Genomic DNA, 20,427 nt, shown 5'->3' with positions numbered 1-20,427 from the left:
GCCGCGATCTAAAGGTGCAACGCATGCCCCAACGCACGCAACGCCGCTTCCTGTACCGCTTCGCCCAGGGTCGGGTGTGCATGGATGGTGCCGGCGATGTCTTCCAGTCGGGCACCCATCTCCAGGCTTTGGGCGAACGCGGTCGACAACTCCGACACGCCCACACCCACCGCCTGCCAACCGACAATCACATGATTGTCCCGCCGCGCGACCACCCGCACGAAACCGGTTTTAGACTCCAGAGTCATGGCCCGGCCATTGGCCGCGAAGGGGAAGTTCGACACGATGCAGTCCAGACCCGCGGCCTTGACATCGTCCGGGGTCTTGCCGACCACGACCAGTTCCGGGTCGGTAAAGCATACGGCGGCGATGGCGGTCGGGTTGAATTCGCGTGATTTGCCGCTGATCAACTCGGCGACCATCTCACCCTGGGCCATGGCCCGGTGCGCAAGCATCGGTTCGCCGCTCAGGTCACCGATGGCGTAGACGTTGCGCATGCTGGTCTGGCAACGTTCGTCGATCTTGATCGACGCGCCGTTCATGTCCAGGTTGAGTGCTTCGAGGTTCCAGCCTTGGGTGTTCGGCTTGCGACCGACCGCCACCAGTACCTGATCGGTTTCCAGGACCAAGGTATCGCCATTCGGGTCAGTGACCTGCAAAGTATTGCTATTAGAATCAAAGCTTTGGACGCTATGTTTCAAGTAAAGCTTCAAACCGAGCTTTTTCAGTTCTTCGTGTACGGCCTGAGTCAGTTCGGCGTCATAGGCCGGCAGGATACGCTCCTGTGCCTCGACCACGCTGACATCCGCGCCGAGCTTGCGGTACGCAATGCCCAGTTCCAACCCGATGTAACCACCGCCCACCACGACCAGGCGTTTTGGCAACGACTTCGGTGTCAGGGCCTCCGTGGAGGAGATGATCGGCCCGCCGATCGGCAGCATTGGCAGGTTGACGCTCTTCGAACCGGTGGCCAGCACCAGGTGCTCACAGTGGATACGGGTGTCGCCGACCTCGACGGTTTTGCCGTCGATCACCTTCGCCCAGCCCTGGACCACTTGAACCTTGTTTTTCTTCAGCAGCGCGGCGACGCCTGTCGTCAGGCGATCAACGATGCCGTCCTTCCATTCCACGCTCTTGCCGATGTCCAGGCTTGGCGCGCCAACGCTGATACCCAGCGCCGAGTTCTGGCTGTGCTGTTGCGTCTGATGGAACTGTTCGGCCACATGGATCAGCGCCTTGGAAGGGATGCAGCCGATGTTCAGGCAGGTGCCGCCCAGTGATTGGCCTTCGACCAGGATGGTCGGTATGCCCAGTTGGCCGGCGCGAATCGCCGTCACATAACCGCCAGGACCGCCACCGATGATCAGCAGCGTGGTATTCAGAGTCTGCATGCCTTACTCCACGAACAGGGTAGCGGGTTGTTCGAGCAGGCCACGCACGGCCTGGATGAATTGCGCCGCGTCCATGCCATCGACCACGCGGTGATCGAACGAACTGGAAAGGTTCATCATCTTGCGAATCACGATCTGGCCTTTGACGACCATCGGGCGCTCGACGATCTTGTTGACGCCGACGATCGCCACTTCCGGCAGGTTCAGCACCGGTGTACTGACGATGCCGCCCAGCGCGCCGAGGCTGGTCAGGGTGATGCTGGAACCGGACAACTCATCGCGGCTGGCCTTGCCAGTGCGCGCAGCGTTGGCCAGGCGGGCTATTTCACTGGCGTTGTCCCACAGGCTGCGGGCTTCGGCATGACGCACCACCGGCACCATCAGGCCGATGTCGGCCTGGGTGGCAATGCCGACGTGCACGGCCCCGAGGCGGGTGATGACCTGGGCTTCGTCGTCGTAGCGGGCATTGATCTGCGGGAAATCGCGCAGGGCAACGACCAGTGCGCGGACCAGAAACGGCAGCAAGGTCAGCTTGCCACGCGTGGCTCCATGTTTTTCGTTCAGGTGGGCGCGCAGCTCTTCCACGGCAGTCACGTCGATTTCCTCGACATAACTGAAGTGGGCGGCGCGCTGGGTGGCGTCCTGCATGCGTTGGGCGATCTTGCGGCGCATGCCGATCACCGGGATCTGTTCTTCGTCGTGACGCTGGGCATACGCAGCCGGGGCGCTTGAAGCCTGGGACTGACCCTGCGCCAGGTACGCTTCCAGATCTTCATGCAGCACCCGGCCTGCAGGCCCGGTGCCGCGCACCAGACGCAGCTGGATGCCCAGATCCAGCGCATGTTTGCGCACGGCCGGGGAGGCCAATGGGCGCTCATTCGCCTCACGTGCCACCATTGGACCCTGAGCCACGGCGGGTCTTCCCGTCGGCGCCGGTGCCGCGACAGGCTTGCTTTCCTGTTTGGCTTCAACCACGGGCGCCGGCGCTTCCTTGACCTCTTCAGGCTGGGCTGCCTGCTTGACGTTGCCCGCGCCTTCCACCTCGATGCTGATCAGCACGCTGCCGACCGCCATGACTTCGCCCGGCACGCCGCCCAGCGAAATCACCTTGCCATGCACCGGTGAAGGGATGTCGACCATCGCCTTGTCGGTCATCACATCGGCCAGTACTTGATCCTCGACGACCATGTCGCCGACCTTGACGTGCCACACCGACAACTCAACTTCTGCAATGCCTTCGCCAATGTCCGGCATCTTGATAACGTGCGTGCCCATTCAGACCTCCATAACCCGATGCAAAGCCGCGACCACACGGGACGGGCCAGGGAAATACGCCCACTCTTGCGCGTGCGGGTAGGGGGTGTCCCAACCCGTGACGCGTTCGATCGGCGCTTCCAGGTGGTGGAAGCAGTGCTCCTGTACCAGAGCAGCCAGTTCGGCACCAAACCCGCAGGTGCGGGTCGCTTCATGGACAATCACGCAGCGGCCGGTTTTCTTCACCGACCGGGTGATGGTTTCCAGGTCAAGCGGCCACAGGCTGCGCAGGTCGATGACTTCGGCGTCCACGCCGCTTTCTTCAGCGGCGACTTGCGACACATAGACGGTGGTGCCGTAAGTGAGGATGGTCACGTCCTTGCCCGGACGGGCGATGGCCGCAACGTCCAGCGGAACGGTGTAGTAACCGTCCGGAACCTGCGCGGCGGGGTGTTTCGACCACGGGGTCACTGGTCGCTCGTGGTGACCATCGAACGGGCCGTTGTACAGGCGTTTTGGCTCCAGGAAGATCACCGGGTCATCGTTTTCGATGGAGGCGATCAACAGACCCTTGGCGTCGTAGGGATTGGATGGCATGACGGTGCGCAGGCCGCACACCTGGGTGAACAGGGCCTCGATGCTCTGGCTGTGGGTCTGACCACCGTAGATGCCGCCACCGCACGGCATGCGCAGGGTCAGGGGCGCAGTGAATTCGCCGGCCGAGCGATAGCGCAGGCGGGCGGCTTCGGAAATGATCTGGTCGTAGGCCGGGTATACGTAGTCGGCGAACTGGATTTCCACCACCGGGCGCAGGCCGTAGGCACCCATGCCGACGGCGGTGCCGACGATCCCGCTTTCGGAGATCGGTGCGTCGAAAACGCGGGAGGTGCCGTATTTGTTCTGCAGGCCTTCGGTGCAACGGAACACACCGCCGAAGTAGCCGACGTCCTGGCCGAATACCACCACATTGTCGTCACGCTCAAGCATCACATCCATGGCCGAGCGCAGGGCCTGGATCATGGTCATGGTGGTCGTGGTCATGGCGGTATCCAGCGCAATATTGTTGTTGTGATCGTTCATGTCAGATCCCCAGCTGCTGACGCTGGCGCTTCAAGTGCTCCGGCATCTCTTTATAAACGTCTTCGAACATGCTCGCGGCGCTTGGAATCTGCCCGCCGGCCAGGGTGCCGAACTGTTCGGCAGCTTTCTGTGCAGCGATGACCTCAGCTTCCAGTTCGGCGCTGACCGAGGCGTGCTCCTCTTCGGACCAGTTGCCGGTCTTGATCAGGTGTTGCTTGAGGCGAGCAATCGGGTCGCCCAGCGGGAAGCAGCTCCAGTCATCGGCAGGGCGGTACTTGGACGGGTCATCGGAGGTGGAGTGCGGGCCGGCGCGGTAGGTAACCCATTCGATCATGGTCGGGCCGAGGTTGCGGCGGGCCCGTTCGGCGGCCCAGCGCGAGGCGGCGTACACCGCGACGAAGTCATTGCCATCGACCCGCAGGGAGGCGATGCCACAGCCTACGCCACGCCCGGCGAACGTGGTCGCTTCGCCACCGGCAATCGCCTGGAAGGTGGAGATCGCCCACTGGTTGTTGACCACGTTAAGGATCACTGGCGCGCGGTACACGTGGGCAAAGGTCAGGGCGGTGTGGAAGTCGGACTCGGCGGTGGCGCCGTCGCCGATCCAGGCCGAGGCGATTTTCGTGTCGCCCTTGATCGCTGAGGCCATGCCCCAGCCGACGGCCTGGACGAATTGAGTGGCGAGGTTACCGGAAATGGTGAAAAAACCGGCCTCTTTCACCGAATACATGATGGGTAGCTGGCGACCCTTGAGCGGGTCCTTCTCGTTGGACAGCAACTGGCAGATCAAACCTTCCAGAGGCACGTCACGGGCCATCAGGATGCTTTGCTGGCGGTAGGTGGGGAAGCACATGTCGTCGATGTTCAACGCCAGGGCCTGGGCGCTGCCGATGGCTTCTTCGCCAAGGCTCTGCATGTAGAACGACATTTTCTTCTGGCGCTGGGCGACCACCATGCGGTTGTCGTAGATGCGCGTCTTGAGCATGGCGCGCATGCCTTTGCGCAGAATCTCCACGGGAACGTCCTCGGCCCACGGGCCCAGGGCATTGCCTTGATCGTCGAGCACGCGAATCAGACCACGGGCCAGGTCGGCCGTGTCAGCGGGTTCAACGTCAATGGCGGGTTTGCGCACCGTACCGGCGTCGGTCAGGCGCAGGTAGGAGAAGTCGGTTTTACAGCCTGGACGGCCCGAAGGTTCAGGGACGTGCAGACGCAGCGGTTCATACGCTTGGGTCATGGCTTCTACGCTCGATCTTGTGAATTTCTTGTAGTGAGCTGACGGTCATTCCATGGGTGATGGAAATCTTGTCCTACAAACATCATAGGCCCGGCGCTGGAGAATATTTATCTCTGTTTTGTTGCGTTGGCGATCATTTGGGGATAAATAATCTGCATAACCATAAAAATCAGGTGTTTTTGTCTCATGCGCAAACTGGACCGTACCGACATCGGCATTCTCAACAGCCTTCAGGAGAATGCGCGCATCACCAACGCAGACCTGGCCCGCTCGGTGAACCTTTCGCCAACGCCGTGCTTCAACCGGGTCAAGGCCATGGAAGAACTGGGTGTGATTCGTGAGCAGGTGACCCTGCTTGACGCCGACCTCTTGGGGCTGCACGTGAACGTATTCATCCACGTCAGCTTGGAAAAGCAGGTGGAGAGGGCCTTGCAGCATTTCGAAGAAGCGATTTCCGATCGTCCGGAAGTGATGGAGTGCTACCTGATGGCGGGTGACCCGGACTATTTGATTCGGGTGCTGGTGCCGAGCATTCAGTCGCTGGAGCGCTTCATGATGGACTTCCTCACCAAGGTGCCTGGCGTGGCGAACATCCGCTCCAGCTTCGCCCTCAAACAGGTGCGCTACAAAACCGCGCTGCCGTTGCCGGCCAATGGCTTGACCCTGGGGCTTTAGCTCAGAGCTTGTTCAGGGGGATTTTCAGGTAGGTGACGCCGTTGTCCTCGGCGGGGGGCAGATGCCCGGCGCGCACATTGACCTGGATGGCAGGCAGCAGCAGGGTTGGCATGCCAAGGCCGGTGTCTCGCTGCGTGCGCATGGCGACAAAGGCTGCTTCATCGACGCCGTCGCGCACATGGATGTTGCGCTTGCGTTGCTCACCCACCGTGGTCTGGCATTGATGCTCGCGCCCATCGGGCGGGTAGTCATGGCATACATAAAGCCGCACGCCGGCGGGGAAGGCCAGCAATTTGCGGATCGAGGCGTACAGATGCCTGGCATCGCCCCCGGGAAAGTCGCAACGGGCCGTTCCGACATCCGGCATGAACAATGTGTCGCCCACCAGAATCATGTCGTTGCCGATCAGGTAGGCCATGTCTGCCGGGGTGTGGCCCGGTACATGCAATGCCATGGCGTGGAGGTTGCCGATCGCGAATGATTCGTTCGGCGCAAACAGATGATCGAACTGCGAGCCGTCCACGGCAAAATCGGCTTCCAGGTTGAACAGCCCCTTGAACACCCCCTGAACAGCGCTGATCGACTGACCAATCGCGATCCGCCCACCCAGCAACTTGCGCAGATAGGGCGCGGCGGACAAGTGATCGGCATGGGCGTGGGTCTCCAGCAACCATTGCACCTGCAAACGGTGCTCCTTCACGAACGCCACGATCTTGTCCGCCTGGGTAGTCCCGGTGCGTCCGGCGGCTGGGTCGTAGTCGAGCACCGGGTCGACGATGGCGCATTGACTGCCATCAGCTTCGTACACCACGTAACTGTAGGTCGATGAGGCGGGGTCGAGGAAGGCTTCGATCAAGGCAGGCATGGCGGCCATTTCTTCTGGGACAGGTCCAGAGGGTAGTTTCATTTTCCATGCGCTGACCAGCCCCCCGTTCATTCAATGGATGAAAAAAACTGCGCGAGCTCTATCCTGTCCTCATCGATACCGGGCGTTCCCGGCTCTTTTCGCTGATTTCGAGTGTTTTATGCTGCTGGCAAGTGTGTTTGGCGTGTTGATGGGCCTGGTTCTTGGATTGACCGGTGCTGGCGGCGGCATCCTGGCAGTGCCGGCTCTGGTGCTGGGGTTGGGCCTGAGCATGACCCAGGCCGCGCCGGTGGCCCTGCTCGCGGTGGGCAGCGCGGCGGCGGTCGGCGCCATCGATGGTTTGCGCCATGGCCTGGTGCGCTACCGCGCGGCGCTGTTGATCGCGTTGCTCGGTGCGGTGTTTTCCCCTGTCGGCATCTTCTTTGCCCACCAGTTGCCGGAAAGGGTGCTGATGGTCCTGTTCAGCGCTCTGATGGTCATGGTGGCCTGGCGCATGCTGCGTCGCGAGCGCCACGATGATGGCCCCAGCGATCATGGCCATGCCAATTGGGGCCAGAAGAACTGCATGCTCGACCAGCACACCGGACGCTTTTCCTGGACCGCCAAATGCACGGCAACCCTGGCGGCACTGGGCGCGGTCACCGGTGTTGTGTCTGGGTTGCTGGGTGTCGGGGGCGGGTTCCTGATCGTCCCGGCATTCAAGCAACTGACGGATGTGCAGATGCGCGGCATCGTCGCGACCTCGCTGATGGTCATCAGTTTGATCTCCGCCATCGGCGTGATCGGCGCATTGCATGCTGGCGTGCGCATCGACGGCCTGGGCTTCGCCTTCATCGCCGCCAGCGTGGTGGGTATGATCATCGGCCGCAAGCTCTGCGCCCGGGTGCCAGCGCGAACCCTGCAAGTCGGTTTCGCTACCGTGTGCGTGGTGGTCGCGACCTATATGTTGCTCAGTTCGCAGGGATAGACGGTCTTACACCCTAAGTGGCGGGCCCTGTCGCGGCCCGGTCCTACACCGAAGTGGCCGGGCTCGATTGACGAGCGCCAACCACCCATCCAAAGCTGCGCAAAACCGCACCGAAGGCAGCGTATGACGCCGCCGGTCAGCTTTCGATAATCGCCTCCGACATCCAGTCCCCCAGCTGCGGAGCGCGTCATGCATAACAATAAGAAATTCAAGCGTCGTTATTTGCCAGCCCTTATCGCCAGCCTTTCGGGCCTCGGCGTGAGCACCCTGGTCGAAGCCGAAATCATGCTGTACGACAAGGACCAGACCACCTTTTCCACCGATGGCTACATCAACGCCTTCTACGTGAACAGCGACGTCGATCGCGCGGGCGACCAGTACGACCGGCGGCAGGCGCGGGTCAAGATGGGTTTCCTGCCCAACTACATTGGTTTCAACATGGGCAAGCAGGTCGACGACCTCAAGCTCGGTGCCCGGGCGTCCTTCTGGGTGACCATCAACGACAGCGAAACCAACGGCACCGACACTGCCATCGATGTGCGCCAGTTCTACGGCACGGTGGCCAACCCGGAGTGGGGCGAAGTGCTGATCGGCAAGGACTTCGGCCTGTTCGCCCGCTCGAACATCCTGCTCGATGAGCTGCTGGCAGGTTATGGCCAGGTGAGCGATACCCTGGGCCTTGTCGATGGCGGCGGCGTGTCGTTCGGCAACATCGGCAGCGGTTACCCGTACCCGTTCCCGACTTCGCAGATCACCTATCGCACACCCGTGATGGACGGTTTGCGCGTGGCGGTGGGCATCATGGACCCGGTGGACACCAATGACAGCAGCCCGACCGGCAAGGCCTACCAGGAAAATCCGCGTACCGAGAGCGAGATCACCTACCAGTTCGACGTCGGCGGGGCGAAGATTTACAGCTGGATCAACGGCAGCTACCAGACCTCCGACAACACCGATTCCACCGTGCAGTCGGTCACCTCCAAGGGCGTGGGTTACGGCGTGCAGGCGAAAATGGGCGGCCTGTCCCTGACCGGCTCGGGCTTCCAGGCCAAGGGCATCAACCCGTTCTTCACCAACAACGCCGGAGAGCCGACCTTGCGTAATGTCGACAGCGACGGTTACCTCTTGCAAGGCTCGTACAAACTGGGCAAGAACCGTTTGGCCTTGTCCTATGGCAAGACCAAGGATGACGGCAACGGCGCGGTGGGTACCGGTGCCGACTACGAGACCCGCGGCATTGCGCTGTTCCATGACGTCAACGACAACCTCAAGCTGGTGGCCGAGTACAACCAGTTCGAAATCAACGGCCATCAGACCAATGCGCAGAATGAAGACACCGATACTTTTGCGGTGGGTGCGGTCTTGAACTGGTAATTCTGTCCAGCACTCACACCGCTCCCACATATGTTCTGTGGTGAATAAAAAGTCTGCCATTACTCCCTGTAGGAGCGGGCTTGCCCGCGATGGCGGTGGATCAGTCGATGGAAAGGGTGACTGACCTGACGCTATCGCGGGCAAGCCCGCTCCTACAGGGGGAAAGTTGCAGTGGCTATCAGATCCTGGTCACCTCATCCCATCGAACCGCCAGACCGCTACCCAAGTAGCATACGGCGCAGCCACCTGCCTTCGTACACTCGTCCCACAGACAGGCGCCCGCGGGAGGCGACGATGCAAGGGCTCAACAACGAAGGCATTGTCAGTGCCATGTCCCAGGCGACCGATGCCCAGCAAGCGGCCCAGGAGCTGGCGCGGCTGTTGTTGCACCCGCACCTGGGGTTCGTGCTGTTCTTCTGTTCCGCCGAGTACGACTTGCAGGCGCTGGGCCGGGCCTTGCAGGAGACTTTCGGTGGTATCCGCCTAGTCGGCTGCACCAGCGCCGGGGAAATCACGCCGACGGGGTACGGCCGCAACTGCGTAACCGCGGTGGGTTTCGACCATCGGCACTTTTCCATCGATGCCGAGCTGATCGACGAAATGGAACGCTTCAGCCTGATCGACGCGCAACAGATGGTCGAGCGCCTGGTCACGGGCTGTCGCAGCAATACCCTGGCACCGATCAAGGGCAACAGCTTCGCGCTGACGTTGCTTGATGGCCTGTCGAGTAGGGAGGAAATGGTCCTCGCCGCGCTCAGCGCGGCCCTGGGTGATATCCCGCATTTCGGTGGCTCGGCCGGGGATGACAACTACCTGACCCACACCCACGTCTACTTCGGTGGCGAATTTCACAGCGGCGCGGCGGTGGTGATGCTGGTCAACACCTGGCTGGACTTCGAAGTGTTCACCACCCACCACATCCTGCCGCGTGCGGAAAAACTGGTGGTCACCGGCGCTGACAGCACCTCGCGCCGGGTGTATGAGCTGAATGCCGAGCCGGCCGCCGAGGAATACGCCCGCCATATCGGTGTGCCGGTGGCTGAACTCGATCACCGGGTGTTCGCGGCCCACCCGCTGGCGGTGCGCATCAACGACCAGTACTACGTGCGGGCGATCCAGCAGGTCCATGCGGACCTGAGCCTGAGTTTCTACTGCGCCGTGGAAAACGGCATCGTCCTTACCGTCATGACCCCAGGCCCGATGCTGCCGAACCTGCAAAACCTGTTCGACGGGTTGCAGGCCCGTCTCGGCGATCCGTTGCTCACCATCGGATGCGACTGCTTTCTGCGGCGCATGGAGCTGGAGGCCGACGGCAGCCTGGAACAGATCGGCGGCTTTCTGCGCGATCACAGGGTGCTGGGTTTCAACACCTACGGAGAACAGTTCAATGGCATGCACATCAACCAGACCTTCACCGGGGTTGCCATTGGCAAAAGCCGCTCCCCCGGACGCAGTTGAGGCGCAGCAAGCCCGGATTGCCAGTCTTGAGCACGAAAACCAGAAACTGCGGCGTATCAACGCGGCGCTGATCGAACGCATCGAATCCGGCGTCACCCGTGGCAACGACCCATACCGGGCATTTCAGCATTCGGTGGTGCTGGCCGAACAGGTGCGCGAACGCACCGACGCCCTGAACCAGGCCATGGCCGAACTCAAGTCGGGTAATCGGCTGCTTAGCGAGGCGCGCCTGCGGGCTGAAACCGCGCACCAGCACCTGATCGATGCCATCGAGAGCATTTCAGATGCTTTCGTGCTCTTCGATGCCGAGCAACGCATCGTCCTGTTCAACAGCCGCTTCAAGGCCTTCTGGAGCAACAGCCGGGTGCGGATCAACGCCGGCATGCGCCTGGGCGAAGTGAAACGCCTGATGTTCTCCACCGGGCTGTTCACCGAAGAGCCACGCGGGCAGGCTGACGAAAACCTGCTGTATCGACTGCACAATGGCCGCTGGTTGCAAGTCAGCGAACGGCCAACCCAGGACGGTGGACGAGTCATCCTGTTCACCGACATCACGGACGTCAAACACAGCGAAACCATGCGCCGCGAACAGGCCGTGGCGCAAAAGTCACACCTGTTGCAGCGCGCCGTGGACAACCTTTCCCAGGGTGTGGCCATGGTCAATGCCGAGGGCGTGCTGGAGTTGTGGAACCGGCGTTTTCTGGAACTCAGCGGCCTGGCCCCGGTCGCGGCCCATCGACCTTTCGCCGAAGTGATCGCCGATAGCGAGTTGAGCCTGCTGACCCCAGCCAGCCGCGATCGCAATGGGCGTGCGGTGCAGGAACTGGAACAACGGCTGTACGATGGCCGGGTCCTGGAGATTCGCACCCATCCACTCCCTACGGGCGGTTTCGTCAACACCTTCACCGACATCACCGAGCGCTACCAGCACGCTGAGGCGCTCAGCGAAAGCGAGCGCTGGATTCGCCTGATCACCGACCACGTGCCGGCGCTGATCGCCTACCTCAACGCCGATCTGGTCTATGAGTTCACCAACAAGGTCTATGAGGAATGGTACTGCTGGCCGCGCGGGGTGATGCTTGGGCAGAGCCTGCGCGAAGTGCACAGCGAACAGCACTACCAGCGCCTGGAAGCCTACGTTAACCGAGCGCTGGCCGGTGAAAGCGTGACGTTCGAATTTGCCGAAACCAACGTTAACAACCAGGAGCGCTACATGCTGCGCTCCTACGTGCCCAACCGGCTCGCCAGTGGTGAAGTGGTGGGGATTTTCGTGCTGATTCGCGACATCACCGAGCGCCGGCGCACCGCTGAAGCGCTGCACCAGGCTTATCAGAACCTGGAGCTTCGAGTGCGCGAGCGCACGGCGGAACTGACCACCCTCAATGATCAGCTATTGAGGGAAATCGACGAGCGCCGCCGGGTCGAGTCACGCTTGCGCGAGGCCAAGCTCGAGGCCGAACGGGCCAACCTGTCGAAAACCAAATTCCTCGCGGCGGTCAGCCATGACCTGTTGCAACCACTCAACGCGGCGCGGCTGTTCACCAGCGCCTTGCTCGAGCGCGGCGAGCCCCTGGCCAACGAAATTCTGGTGCGCAACGTCAGCAATTCCCTGGATGACGTGGAAAGCCTGCTGGGCACGCTGGTGGATATTTCCAAGCTCGATGCCGGGGTGATCAAGGCTGATATCGCGCCGTTCGCCCTCAGCGAACTGCTGGAGAACCTTGCCGCCGAATACACTCAGGTGGCACGCAGCGAGGGGTTGCAACTGCACTTCATCCCCTGTTCGGCGCTGGTACGCAGCGACATACAATTGCTGGCGCGGATTCTGCGCAACTTGCTGAGCAATGCCATCCGCTACACCTACAGTGGCCGGGTCGTACTCGGTTGCCGGCGCCATCAGCAGAAACTGTCGATCGAGGTCTGGGACAGTGGCATGGGCATTGCCGAAGATCGTCTGGAGGAGATTTTCCAGGAGTTCAAGCGCGGCGATGTGCAGCGGCCCGATCAGGATCGTGGCCTGGGGCTGGGGCTGGCCATCGTCGAGAAGATCGCCGGGATCCTTGGGCACCGCATCCACGTGCGCTCGTGGCCGGGCAAGGGGTCGATGTTCAGTGTCGAGGTGCCGCTGAGCGCGACCGCACCCAAGGCCATGCCATCGCTGCTGATCAACGAGCCGATGCTTGAGCGCCTGCGCGGTGCGCGGGTCTGGGTGCTCGATAACGACGCCGCCATCTGCGCGGGCATGCGCACTTTGCTTGAAGGCTGGGGCTGCCAAGTGGTGACGGCGTTGTCGGAACAGGATCTGGCGCGACAAGTGGATAATTACCATGCCGAGGCGGACCTGCTGATTGCCGACTATCACCTTGATGACGACCAGAATGGCGTGGACGCGGTCGCGCGGATCAATGCGCGGCGCGGCTCAGCGATCCCGGCGATGATGATCACCGCCAACTACAGCAATGAACTGAAACTGCAGATCCGCGAATTGGGCCATACCCTGATGCACAAGCCTGTGCGGCCGATGAAGTTGAAGACGGCGATGAGTCATTTGCTCTGCAGAAAGCTCACCGCCGATTCCCTGTAGGAGCGAGCATGCTCGCGATGGTCGTTAACGATGACGCTGGCTGCCTGGCTGCCCGCGGTGTCTGGGCTACCATCGCGAGCATGCTCGCTCCTACAGGGATGGCCGCGGTCTCAACGCCGCAGGTAAGAGCCGAAATCAATATCCCCCGCACTCAAGATCGCCTGCACCCGATTGTGCACATTGAGCTTGCGCAAGATCGCCGACACGTGCGCCTTGACTGTGGTCTCGGCGATTTCCAGGGTGTAGGCGATCTGCTTGTTGGATTCACCCTTGGTCATGCGTTCCAGCACCAGCAGCTGTTTGCGTGTCAGGGCCTGCAGCAACTCGGGCGGGAAGCTCGGGGTGTCGTTCATCCTCCGGCTGGTGCCGTTCTTTTGCGTGCGGATGATGTCCGGAGGCAGGTACACGTTGCCATTGAGGATCTGCTGGATGGCATCGGTCATTTGCAGGCGTGGCGAGGATTTGGTGATGAAGCCCACCGCGCCATAGGTTATGGCTTGCAGCACGATCTGCTTGTCCTGCTCGGCGGAAACGATCACCACCGGAATGGTCGGTGCTTCGTTGCGCAGGTTGATCAGGCCGTTGAGGCCGTGCATGCCGGGCATGTTAAGGTCGAGCAGGATCAGGTCCAGGTCGTCATGCTCCTCGGTCAGCGCCAGGGCGCTGTCCAGGTCGGCGGTTTCCATGACCTCGCTGCCCGGAAAACCATCGCTGATGACGTTGTGAATGGCTTCGCGAAACAGCGGGTGATCATCGGCAATCAAAATTTTGTACATAGCCTTTCACCTCATTATTTTCGTTATGGTGTGGCAACAACACGCACGCGTAAAGCTCAAGGGAAGGGTTCCGGCTGGGCGGGGGACACGGGCAGGTTCGCCGCTTGCCACGCGTCCAGGCCATCGCGGTACCAATACAGGGTTTTATAGCCCATGGCGGCGGCCCGCTTGACCGCGTTCCAGCTCAACCAGCAATCGGAGCGGCAGTAGAACACCAGCGGTTGGCGCACATCGCCGGCGGTGAATTGTTCCAGGTGCCGGCTGAAATACGCCTGCCAGTCGGGCGTCAGGTCGCCGTCACCGGTGTTGGCCAGCCAGTGACTGCCGGGCAGGTTTTCATGGGGCTGGTCTTCGATGAAACGCCCCTGCAGGTATTGCCGACGGTAGACGTCGATCAGTACGGGACGCGGGTTTTGCCGGAGCAGGTTTTGCAGGGCCGGGGTATCGATGATGGTCGCGCCCTCGGCCTGGGCAGGCGTCGGGCTGCGGTACAGGGCGATGCGATAGCCCTCAGCGGAAAACAGCGCAGTCTCAGCCTGCGCGACGCCCAGCATCAGGCTCAGCGACAACACGGCCAGGAAAGGGCGCAGCAGACAGCGGCGGTCACGCGGCATGGGTTGGGTCCTTATAGTTATGAGCCCATTACATGCCAGTCGCGGTGCGTTGGGAATGCGACGATAGACAGGGCAAACCAGTACTAAAGTCGTAGTTTCCCGCGGATTTCACCGCCACCCCTGTAGGAGCGAGCATGCTCGCGATGGACGTTAACGATAACTCTGGCTACCTGACACCCAGCGGTGCTCTTGAGTCCATCGCGAGCATGCTCGCTCCTACAGGGGGAATTGCGGTGGTTTTCAATTAGCCTTACGCAACGCCGCATGCTGCGGATTGAACGTCAGCACCGCCAGCAGGGCGAACACCACGGTGAGCCCGGCACACACCGCCAGCGCCACTGGATTGAACCGCTCATACAAGGCAAACCGCACCAGCTCCACCGCATGGCTGAACGGGTTCAGCGCACACAGCCAGTACAACCCTTCACTCGCCTCGCGCATTTTCCACAGTGGGTACAGCGCCGAAGACAGGAAAAACAGCGGGAAGATCACGAAATTCATGACTCCGGCGAAGTTTTCCAGCTGGCGAATCGCGTTGGACAGCAGCAGGCCCAGGGCGCTCAGCATCAACGCCACCAGCAGCAGCGCCGGCAGCGCGATCAACAGTCCAAGGGCCGGGGGCTGCACGCCATACACCCAGGCAATCGCCAGGAATGCGTACACCTGCAGCAATGAAATCAACGCGGTGGCCAACAGCTTGCTGCACAGCAGAAACGTGCGGGGCAGGGGGCTGGTGAGCAGCACCCGCATGCTGCCCATTTCCCGGTCGTAGACCATCGACAGCGAACCTTGCATGCCGTTGAACAGCAGGATCATGCAGGCCAGCCCGGGAATGATGTACACCTCATAAGGGATGTAAGTGTCGTATGGCTCGATGATCGCGATGCCCAGCGCCGCTCGGAACCCGGCGGCGAACACCAGCAGCCACAAAAGCGGGCGTACCAGGGCACTGAGAAAGCGCGTGCGCTGCAACACAAAACGCAGCCACTCGCGCAGTACGATGCCGCGCAAACATTGCCAGTAGGCGTTCATTGGCGGGCTCCGGAAGTGGTCAAGCGGTTGAAGACCGAGCCCAAACTGCCGCCGTGCTCCAGGCTCAGGGCCTCGGCCTCACCGCTCGCCACCAACCGGCCCTGATGCAGGATCAGCAGGTCATCGCTGGGCTGCACTTCATCGAGCAGGTGGGTGGTCCACAGCACACTGATGCGTTGCTCGTCACACAGGCTGCGCAGATGTTGATTGAGCGCCAGGCGGCTGGCCGGGTCGAGGCCGACGCTGGCTTCATCGAGCAGCAGCAGGCGCGGCTCGTGCAGCAGCGCCCGGGCGATTTCCACCCGACGGCGATGGCCGCCATTGAGCTCGCGCACCCGTTCGCGACGGCGCTCGGTCAGCGCCTGGCGCGCCAGTTCGGCATCGACGCGGATCGCGCCCTGGCGCCGCGACAGGCCGTGCAATGCCGCGTGATAACGCAGGTTCTGCTCGACGCTCAAATCCAGGTCGAGTGTGCTCTGCTGGAACACCACGCCCAGTTGCCTCAGCGCCGGGCGCGGCGCATCGCGCAATGAATGACCGCCGACGCGGATGTCGCCGCGTTGCAGGTCGTACAGCCGGGTCAACAGCGCGATCAGCGTCGACTTGCCCGCGCCGTTGGGGCCCAGCAGCGCGGCGAATCGCCCCGGCGCCAAGTCGAAACTCACCTGGTTCAACGCCTGTCGCGCACCGTAGGCAAAGCTCAACTCACTGACCTCAAGTGCGTTCATGGCGTGACCACCACGCCCCACGGATAGCGCCCGACCTTCACCGACTTGATCACTTTAAGGCTCTCAACGTCGATCACCGACACATCGCCACTGACCCCATTGGTCGCCAGCAACTGCTTGTGATCCGGAGTGAACGCCATTTGCCACACGCGCCGGCCCACCAGCAGGTAATCGAGAATTTCATAGGTCCTGGCATCGACCACCGCGACGTGGTTGGCCGGTCCCAGCGCGACGAACGCGTATTTGCCATCGGCGCTGAGCTTGACGCCCACGGGCTGCACCTTGTCCGGGTGCACGCCCTTGATCTGGAAATGCAGCGTCTTGAGGACCTTGCGGCTATCGACATCGAGAATGGTCACCGTGCCACCGATTTCCGCCGACGCCCAGAGTTTGGAGCCGTCGGGCGAGAACTCGACGAAGCGCGGGCGTTGATCCACCAGGGTGCTGTCGGCCAGGGTCTGGGTGCTGGTGTCGATCCAGTGCAGCATGTTGGTGGTTTCACTGGTGTTCACCGCCCACTTGCCGTCGGGGCTGACCGCCATGCCTTCGGGCTCGACGCCCACGGTAATCTGGCTGAGGACTTTGGAGGTTTGTGTGTCGATCACCGTCACCAGCGCATCATCCTCGTTGGACACGTAGAGCCAGCGGTTATTGGGGTGCAGGGCGAATTGCTCGGGGTCCTTGCCCGAAGGCAGCTCCTTGATGATCTTTCGCGTGGCCACGTCCATGACCTGGACCCGGTCCGAGTCGCTGGCGCAGATGTACAACAGCTTGTTGTCGTGGGAGAGCAGCAGGCCACGCGGGCGCTGACCGACGGGCAGGGTGTCGATGACTTGCAGGGTCTGCATGTCGATCAGGCTCAGGTTGTTGTCCTTTTCGTTGGAGACCCAGGCGGTGTTGGCCACGGCGTGCCCGGCGGCGAGGAGGAGGGCGCAGGAAAGCAGGGTGCGGCGCATGGCGTGTTCCTTATTGTTGTGGGGAGTGAACGGTCAGGGGAATTGGCAACTGACCTCGGGTTTGTCGTAGCCCAGGCTGTCCATTTCGTTGAAGGGGTGCAGGAAGCCCTCTTGAGGTGAAGTGCTGACCAGCGCACGCGGCTGCACGATGGGGATCGGCTGGCGCAGTTCGCCGTTCCACGGGCGATAGCTGAGCTTGCGACCCTTGAAGCCGTCGAGGGGCAGTTGGTCGCTGATTTCCAGGTCGCGGATAGCGATCGGATCGGCCTGGCGCAACTTGCTCACCGCACTGGCGACGCTGCGCACCGCCATCCACGCGGCGAAGTCGCGGTCGTTCATCCAGCGCCCGGCCAGGGCTTCGAAGCGTCTCTGCAATTGCGCGGCGCCGAAGGTTTCCACGGTCTTGTGCCAGCCCACCGGGGTCAGGCCCTGGGTGCCAGCCACCGGCCGTGGGTACCAGGTCTGGTAGGGCACGTACTCGCCAAAGTCGCCGCGTTCATCGGCCACCAGCACCACATCGTATTCGGCAGTCTGGGTGAACAAGGGCATGTCGGCCTGGGCGCTGCGGCGTTGGTCGTTATCGAAGCTCCAGGCTTTCTCTGCCACCAGTTTCAGACCGAAACGTTTTGCTGAGCGGCGCAGGGCGGCGGCGTAGGCCTGATCGTCGACCGTAGGACCGACGATCAGCAGCGCCTTCTGCCATTTGCGTACCACCAGAAACTGCGCCAGCGCATCGGCGAGCATCGCCCGGCTGGGCAGGGTGTGCAGCACGTTGGGCAGGCACTCGCGGGTGCGCAGGGCGTCGTCCGGGCTGCCGGCGTTGAACAACAAGCTGTCGGGCAGCGCAGCGCTGAGCTGGCGCAAGCTGTCTGCCGGAGCATTGACCACAAACAGGCGCAAGCCCTGGTCGTGCTGCGCCTTTGCCGCATCGAGCAAGGCTTCGGGGCTGTCGACGCTCGTCGCCACCAGGCTGTAGCTGTGATTGAGAAAACGCCCGGTGCTATTGCTGTCGGTGATCGCCAGTTCTGCGCCGCGCAGGCCAGCGTCCGCCGGTTCGGGAATGATGTTGGACAGCAACGGGCCCGGGTCGGGGCGATAGCCCAGGTAGCCGATCTGCACTTGCAGGGGGGCATCGGCGGCCTGGGCCTGTGTCGCCAGCCCGGCGGCGCAGGCAATCGCCAGCAGGTAGATCAGGGCGTAAGGGGCAAGCTGGCGCATAAGTCACTCCGTTACAGGTAGCGCCAGCATAGGAAGCGCAACGGGGCGAGGAAATATGCAGAAAGTACCAGGCAGCCAGTACCAAGGTAGTAACACAACGCGAGCGGCGCGGTTTTAGCATGGTGTTAACGGCCATCACCCCCAAGGAGATTGAACATGCGCATTCTCAAGGCGTTATTGTTGCCGTTGCTGTTGATCCTGAGCCTGATCGGCGTCGACAAATTGCATGGCCCGCGTCCGGCGCCGTTGCAGGTCACGCCGGCGATTCCGGGGCGCTAGGCATGTCGGCGCTGTGGCGGATCATCCTCTGGGTTTGCGGGTTTTTCAGCCTGGTGACGGTGGCGTGCATGTCGCTGCTGATGCATCAGGCGCTGGCGGATGTCGACCGCGAACTGCAGTCGGCGGAGGCGGTGGTGCAATACCTGAGCGAAACCGCTGAGCGCGACCCTGCCAGCCTGCAACCACGCCTGACCCAAAGTCTGCGCCACGTGCGAGTGCGCTGGCTGGAACCGGGCGAAGCCACGATATTCCCGGTGCAGCAGGGACTCGACGCCTGGCTTGGCAGCTTGTTGTTTGACAAGGCTCAGCATGGCGCGCGTGTCCTCGACTTGCAGGATGGCCGACGCGTGCAGATCGCCGTCGACCCACGGGACGAGATCGACGAAGTCTGGGATTCCCTGCAACAACTGCTGGGCCTGTGCACCCTGGCGTTGCTCGTCAGTTTGCTGACGATTCGTTGGGCCGTGCGTCGTGGCATGGGCCTGCTCGATGATTTGCTGCATGCCTTGCAGCAAGTCTCCGGCGGCCAGCTCACGGTGCGCCTGCGTGCGCAAGGCCTGCCGGAAGCGCGGCAACTGGCGACGCATTTCAACCAGATGACCCTGGCCCTGGAGCAGGCAAGGGCCGACAACACGCAACTGACCCAGACCCTGTTGGCGTTGCAGGAACAGGAGCGCACGCATTTGGCGCAGACTCTGCACGATGACCTCGGCCAATACCTGGCGGGCATCCGCGCCCAGGCCTGCCTGTTACCGCTGGTAGCGGATCAACCTGTGGTGGTAGCGCAAACGGTGCGTGAACTGGAACACAACTGCGAACATTTGCAGCAGGGTTTCCGCGCGCTGGTCCGCGATTTGTATCCGGTGGTGTTGCAACACCTGCCCCTGGCCGAAGCGCTGGGGTTGCTGGTGGAGCAATGGCAGTTGCGGCAGGGCATCGACTGCCGGTTGCGCGTCGGCGCGCAGTTGCCGGTGCTGTCGACGCCCCACAAGACGCATCTGTATCGCTTGTTGCAGGAAGCCCTGACCAACATCGCCCGGCATGCCGACGCCAATGCCGTCAGTGTGCGTCTGCACCAGCGGGGCCAGCACTGGCGCCTGTTGATCCGCGACAACGGTTGCGGCGCCCAACAACCGCAAAGGCCGGGTGTTGGCCTGTATTCCATGTACGAACGTGCCCGCAGCCTGGGCGGCGAGCTGCGCATCATCAGCCGTCCCGGTGCCGGCTGGGCGCTGGCCTTGAACGTGCCTGTCTTGAACATGCCTGGGGAGGTGTCATGAATATTCTGCTGGTGGATGACCATGCTGTGGTCCGACAGGGCTATGCCAGCCTGTTGCGCGCCTTGCTGCCGGCGATGGAGGTGCGCGAAGCCGCCACGGGTGAGGAGGCGCTGACCAGGGTGCAGGAAGCCGTGCCGAACCTGGTGATCATGGATTTCGGCCTGCCCGGTATCAGCGGCCTGGAAACCACTCGCCGCCTGCGCCAGCGCCTGCCGCAACTGCGCGTGCTGTTTTTCAGCATGCACGATGAACTGCCACTGGTACGCCAGGCACTGGGCGCCGGCGCGTCAGGCTACCTGACCAAAACGTCCGCACCGCAGGTGTTGATCGAGGCGGTGCATCGCATCCTCGCCGGTCACGTGTACATCGAACAGCCGCTGGCCACCCAATTGGCCTGCAACCCAGAACAGCAAGACCCGCGCTTGCAAAGCATGACCCAGCGCGAATTGGAGATCTTCGTGATGCTCGCCAAAGGCACCCCGGCCCGCCAGATCGCCGAGCAACTGAGCATCAGCAGCAAGACCGTGTCCAATCACCTGACCCTGCTCAAGAGCAAGTTGCAGGTCAGCTCCCACGCCGAACTGGTGCATGTGGGGATTGATCTGGGGGTGGTGAGAAAGGCGGGATAGAGGTCTGCTCCGCTCTCCCTGTAGGAGCGA

At 62.2% G+C, this 20,427-nt stretch carries 19 protein-coding genes; 8 read left to right on the top strand and 11 right to left on the bottom strand.

What is annotated here, in order from left to right:
* Positions 1 to 8 precede the first annotated feature (8 nt).
* From lpdA to AB4O36_RS12785, 4 genes are read right to left on the bottom strand one after another with little or no spacing between them, the layout of a single operon-like run.
* Positions 9 to 1,391 carry a dihydrolipoyl dehydrogenase gene (gene lpdA, locus AB4O36_RS12800; protein ID WP_460125687.1) on the bottom strand — a complete coding sequence of 461 codons (1,383 nt, stop codon included), beginning with the start codon at positions 1,389 to 1,391 and terminating at the stop codon, positions 9 to 11.
* A 3-nt stretch (positions 1,392 to 1,394) separates the two neighbouring features.
* A complete protein-coding gene (locus AB4O36_RS12795; RefSeq protein WP_460141924.1) occupies positions 1,395 to 2,666 on the bottom strand; it encodes a dihydrolipoamide acetyltransferase family protein in 1,272 nt (423 codons plus the stop codon).
* Positions 2,667 to 3,725, bottom strand: a complete 1,059-nt coding sequence (locus AB4O36_RS12790; RefSeq protein ID WP_460125683.1) for an alpha-ketoacid dehydrogenase subunit beta — start codon at positions 3,723 to 3,725, stop codon at positions 2,667 to 2,669. It abuts the gene before it with no gap.
* Position 3,726: 1 nt separating this feature from the next.
* Positions 3,727 to 4,962 (bottom strand): thiamine pyrophosphate-dependent enzyme, encoded by a 1,236-nt coding sequence (locus tag AB4O36_RS12785; RefSeq protein WP_460141923.1) that lies wholly within the window; start codon positions 4,960 to 4,962, stop codon positions 3,727 to 3,729.
* Between the two features lie 186 nt (positions 4,963 to 5,148).
* Here AB4O36_RS12785 and bkdR point away from each other — a divergent pair, with 186 nt between their 5' ends.
* Positions 5,149 to 5,637 (top strand): Bkd operon transcriptional regulator BkdR, encoded by a 489-nt coding sequence (gene bkdR / locus AB4O36_RS12780; protein WP_460125679.1) that lies wholly within the window; start codon positions 5,149 to 5,151, stop codon positions 5,635 to 5,637.
* Position 5,638: 1 nt separating this feature from the next.
* Here bkdR and AB4O36_RS12775 read toward each other — a convergent pair whose 3' ends face one another.
* Complete coding sequence (locus AB4O36_RS12775) at positions 5,639 to 6,502, bottom strand: MBL fold metallo-hydrolase (RefSeq protein ID WP_460125677.1); 864 nt, start codon at positions 6,500 to 6,502, stop codon at positions 5,639 to 5,641.
* 160 nt (positions 6,503 to 6,662) lie between these two features.
* Between AB4O36_RS12775 and AB4O36_RS12770 the strand changes: the two genes are divergently transcribed.
* The 4 genes from AB4O36_RS12770 (at position 6,663) to nahK (ending at position 12,885) form a co-directional block, all read left to right on the top strand.
* Entirely contained in the window at positions 6,663 to 7,469 is an 807-nt protein-coding gene (locus AB4O36_RS12770) for a sulfite exporter TauE/SafE family protein (protein WP_460141922.1), read from the top strand.
* Positions 7,470 to 7,658: 189 nt separating this feature from the next.
* Positions 7,659 to 8,843 (top strand): porin, encoded by a 1,185-nt coding sequence (locus tag AB4O36_RS12765; RefSeq protein WP_460125673.1) that lies wholly within the window; start codon positions 7,659 to 7,661, stop codon positions 8,841 to 8,843.
* A 294-nt stretch (positions 8,844 to 9,137) separates the two neighbouring features.
* Positions 9,138 to 10,301, top strand: a complete 1,164-nt coding sequence (nosP, locus tag AB4O36_RS12760) for a nitric oxide-sensing protein NosP (protein WP_460125671.1) — start codon at positions 9,138 to 9,140, stop codon at positions 10,299 to 10,301.
* Positions 10,231 to 12,885, top strand: a complete 2,655-nt coding sequence (nahK, locus tag AB4O36_RS12755) for a hybrid sensor histidine kinase/response regulator NahK/ErcS' (protein ID WP_460125669.1) — start codon at positions 10,231 to 10,233, stop codon at positions 12,883 to 12,885. Before nosP ends, nahK begins: the two co-directional genes overlap by 71 nt.
* A gap of 110 nt (positions 12,886 to 12,995) precedes the next feature.
* On the opposite strand, the gene AB4O36_RS12750 is transcribed toward nahK, so the two are convergent.
* From AB4O36_RS12750 to AB4O36_RS12725, 6 genes are all read right to left on the bottom strand, one after another.
* Positions 12,996 to 13,661 (bottom strand): response regulator, encoded by a 666-nt coding sequence (locus tag AB4O36_RS12750; protein WP_460125667.1) that lies wholly within the window; start codon positions 13,659 to 13,661, stop codon positions 12,996 to 12,998.
* A gap of 56 nt (positions 13,662 to 13,717) precedes the next feature.
* Positions 13,718 to 14,275, bottom strand: coding sequence for a PQQ-dependent catabolism-associated CXXCW motif protein (locus tag AB4O36_RS12745; protein ID WP_460125665.1), 558 nt, complete (start codon positions 14,273 to 14,275; stop codon positions 13,718 to 13,720).
* A gap of 240 nt (positions 14,276 to 14,515) precedes the next feature.
* Entirely contained in the window at positions 14,516 to 15,307 is a 792-nt protein-coding gene (locus AB4O36_RS12740; protein ID WP_460141921.1) for an ABC transporter permease, read from the bottom strand.
* On the bottom strand, positions 15,304 to 16,035 hold the full coding sequence (locus AB4O36_RS12735) for an ATP-binding cassette domain-containing protein (protein ID WP_460141920.1): 732 nt from the start codon (positions 16,033 to 16,035) through the stop codon (positions 15,304 to 15,306). Before AB4O36_RS12735 ends, AB4O36_RS12740 begins: the two co-directional genes overlap by 4 nt.
* A complete protein-coding gene (locus tag AB4O36_RS12730; protein ID WP_460141919.1) occupies positions 16,032 to 16,991 on the bottom strand; it encodes a YVTN family beta-propeller repeat protein in 960 nt (319 codons plus the stop codon). The genes AB4O36_RS12735 and AB4O36_RS12730 overlap by 4 nt, the downstream gene beginning before the upstream one ends.
* A gap of 33 nt (positions 16,992 to 17,024) precedes the next feature.
* A complete protein-coding gene (locus tag AB4O36_RS12725) occupies positions 17,025 to 18,209 on the bottom strand; it encodes an ABC transporter substrate-binding protein (protein WP_460141918.1) in 1,185 nt (394 codons plus the stop codon).
* Between the two features lie 156 nt (positions 18,210 to 18,365).
* Here AB4O36_RS12725 and AB4O36_RS12720 point away from each other — a divergent pair, with 156 nt between their 5' ends.
* Genes AB4O36_RS12720 through AB4O36_RS12710 form a run of 3 tightly spaced genes read left to right on the top strand, consistent with a single transcriptional unit; the run spans position 18,366 to position 20,397 of the window.
* Positions 18,366 to 18,488 carry a hypothetical protein gene (locus AB4O36_RS12720; RefSeq protein WP_460125655.1) on the top strand — a complete coding sequence of 41 codons (123 nt, stop codon included), beginning with the start codon at positions 18,366 to 18,368 and terminating at the stop codon, positions 18,486 to 18,488.
* Between the two features lie 2 nt (positions 18,489 to 18,490).
* Positions 18,491 to 19,768, top strand: a complete 1,278-nt coding sequence (locus AB4O36_RS12715) for a sensor histidine kinase (protein WP_460141917.1) — start codon at positions 18,491 to 18,493, stop codon at positions 19,766 to 19,768.
* On the top strand, positions 19,765 to 20,397 hold the full coding sequence (locus AB4O36_RS12710; protein WP_460141916.1) for a response regulator: 633 nt from the start codon (positions 19,765 to 19,767) through the stop codon (positions 20,395 to 20,397). Before AB4O36_RS12715 ends, AB4O36_RS12710 begins: the two co-directional genes overlap by 4 nt.
* Positions 20,398 to 20,427 lie beyond the last annotated feature (30 nt).

Source organism: Pseudomonas sp. S2_E01 (genome assembly GCF_054668365.1).
The sequence above is the reverse complement of the archived record's forward strand: the minus strand, read 5'-3'. Positions and strand labels throughout refer to the sequence as shown.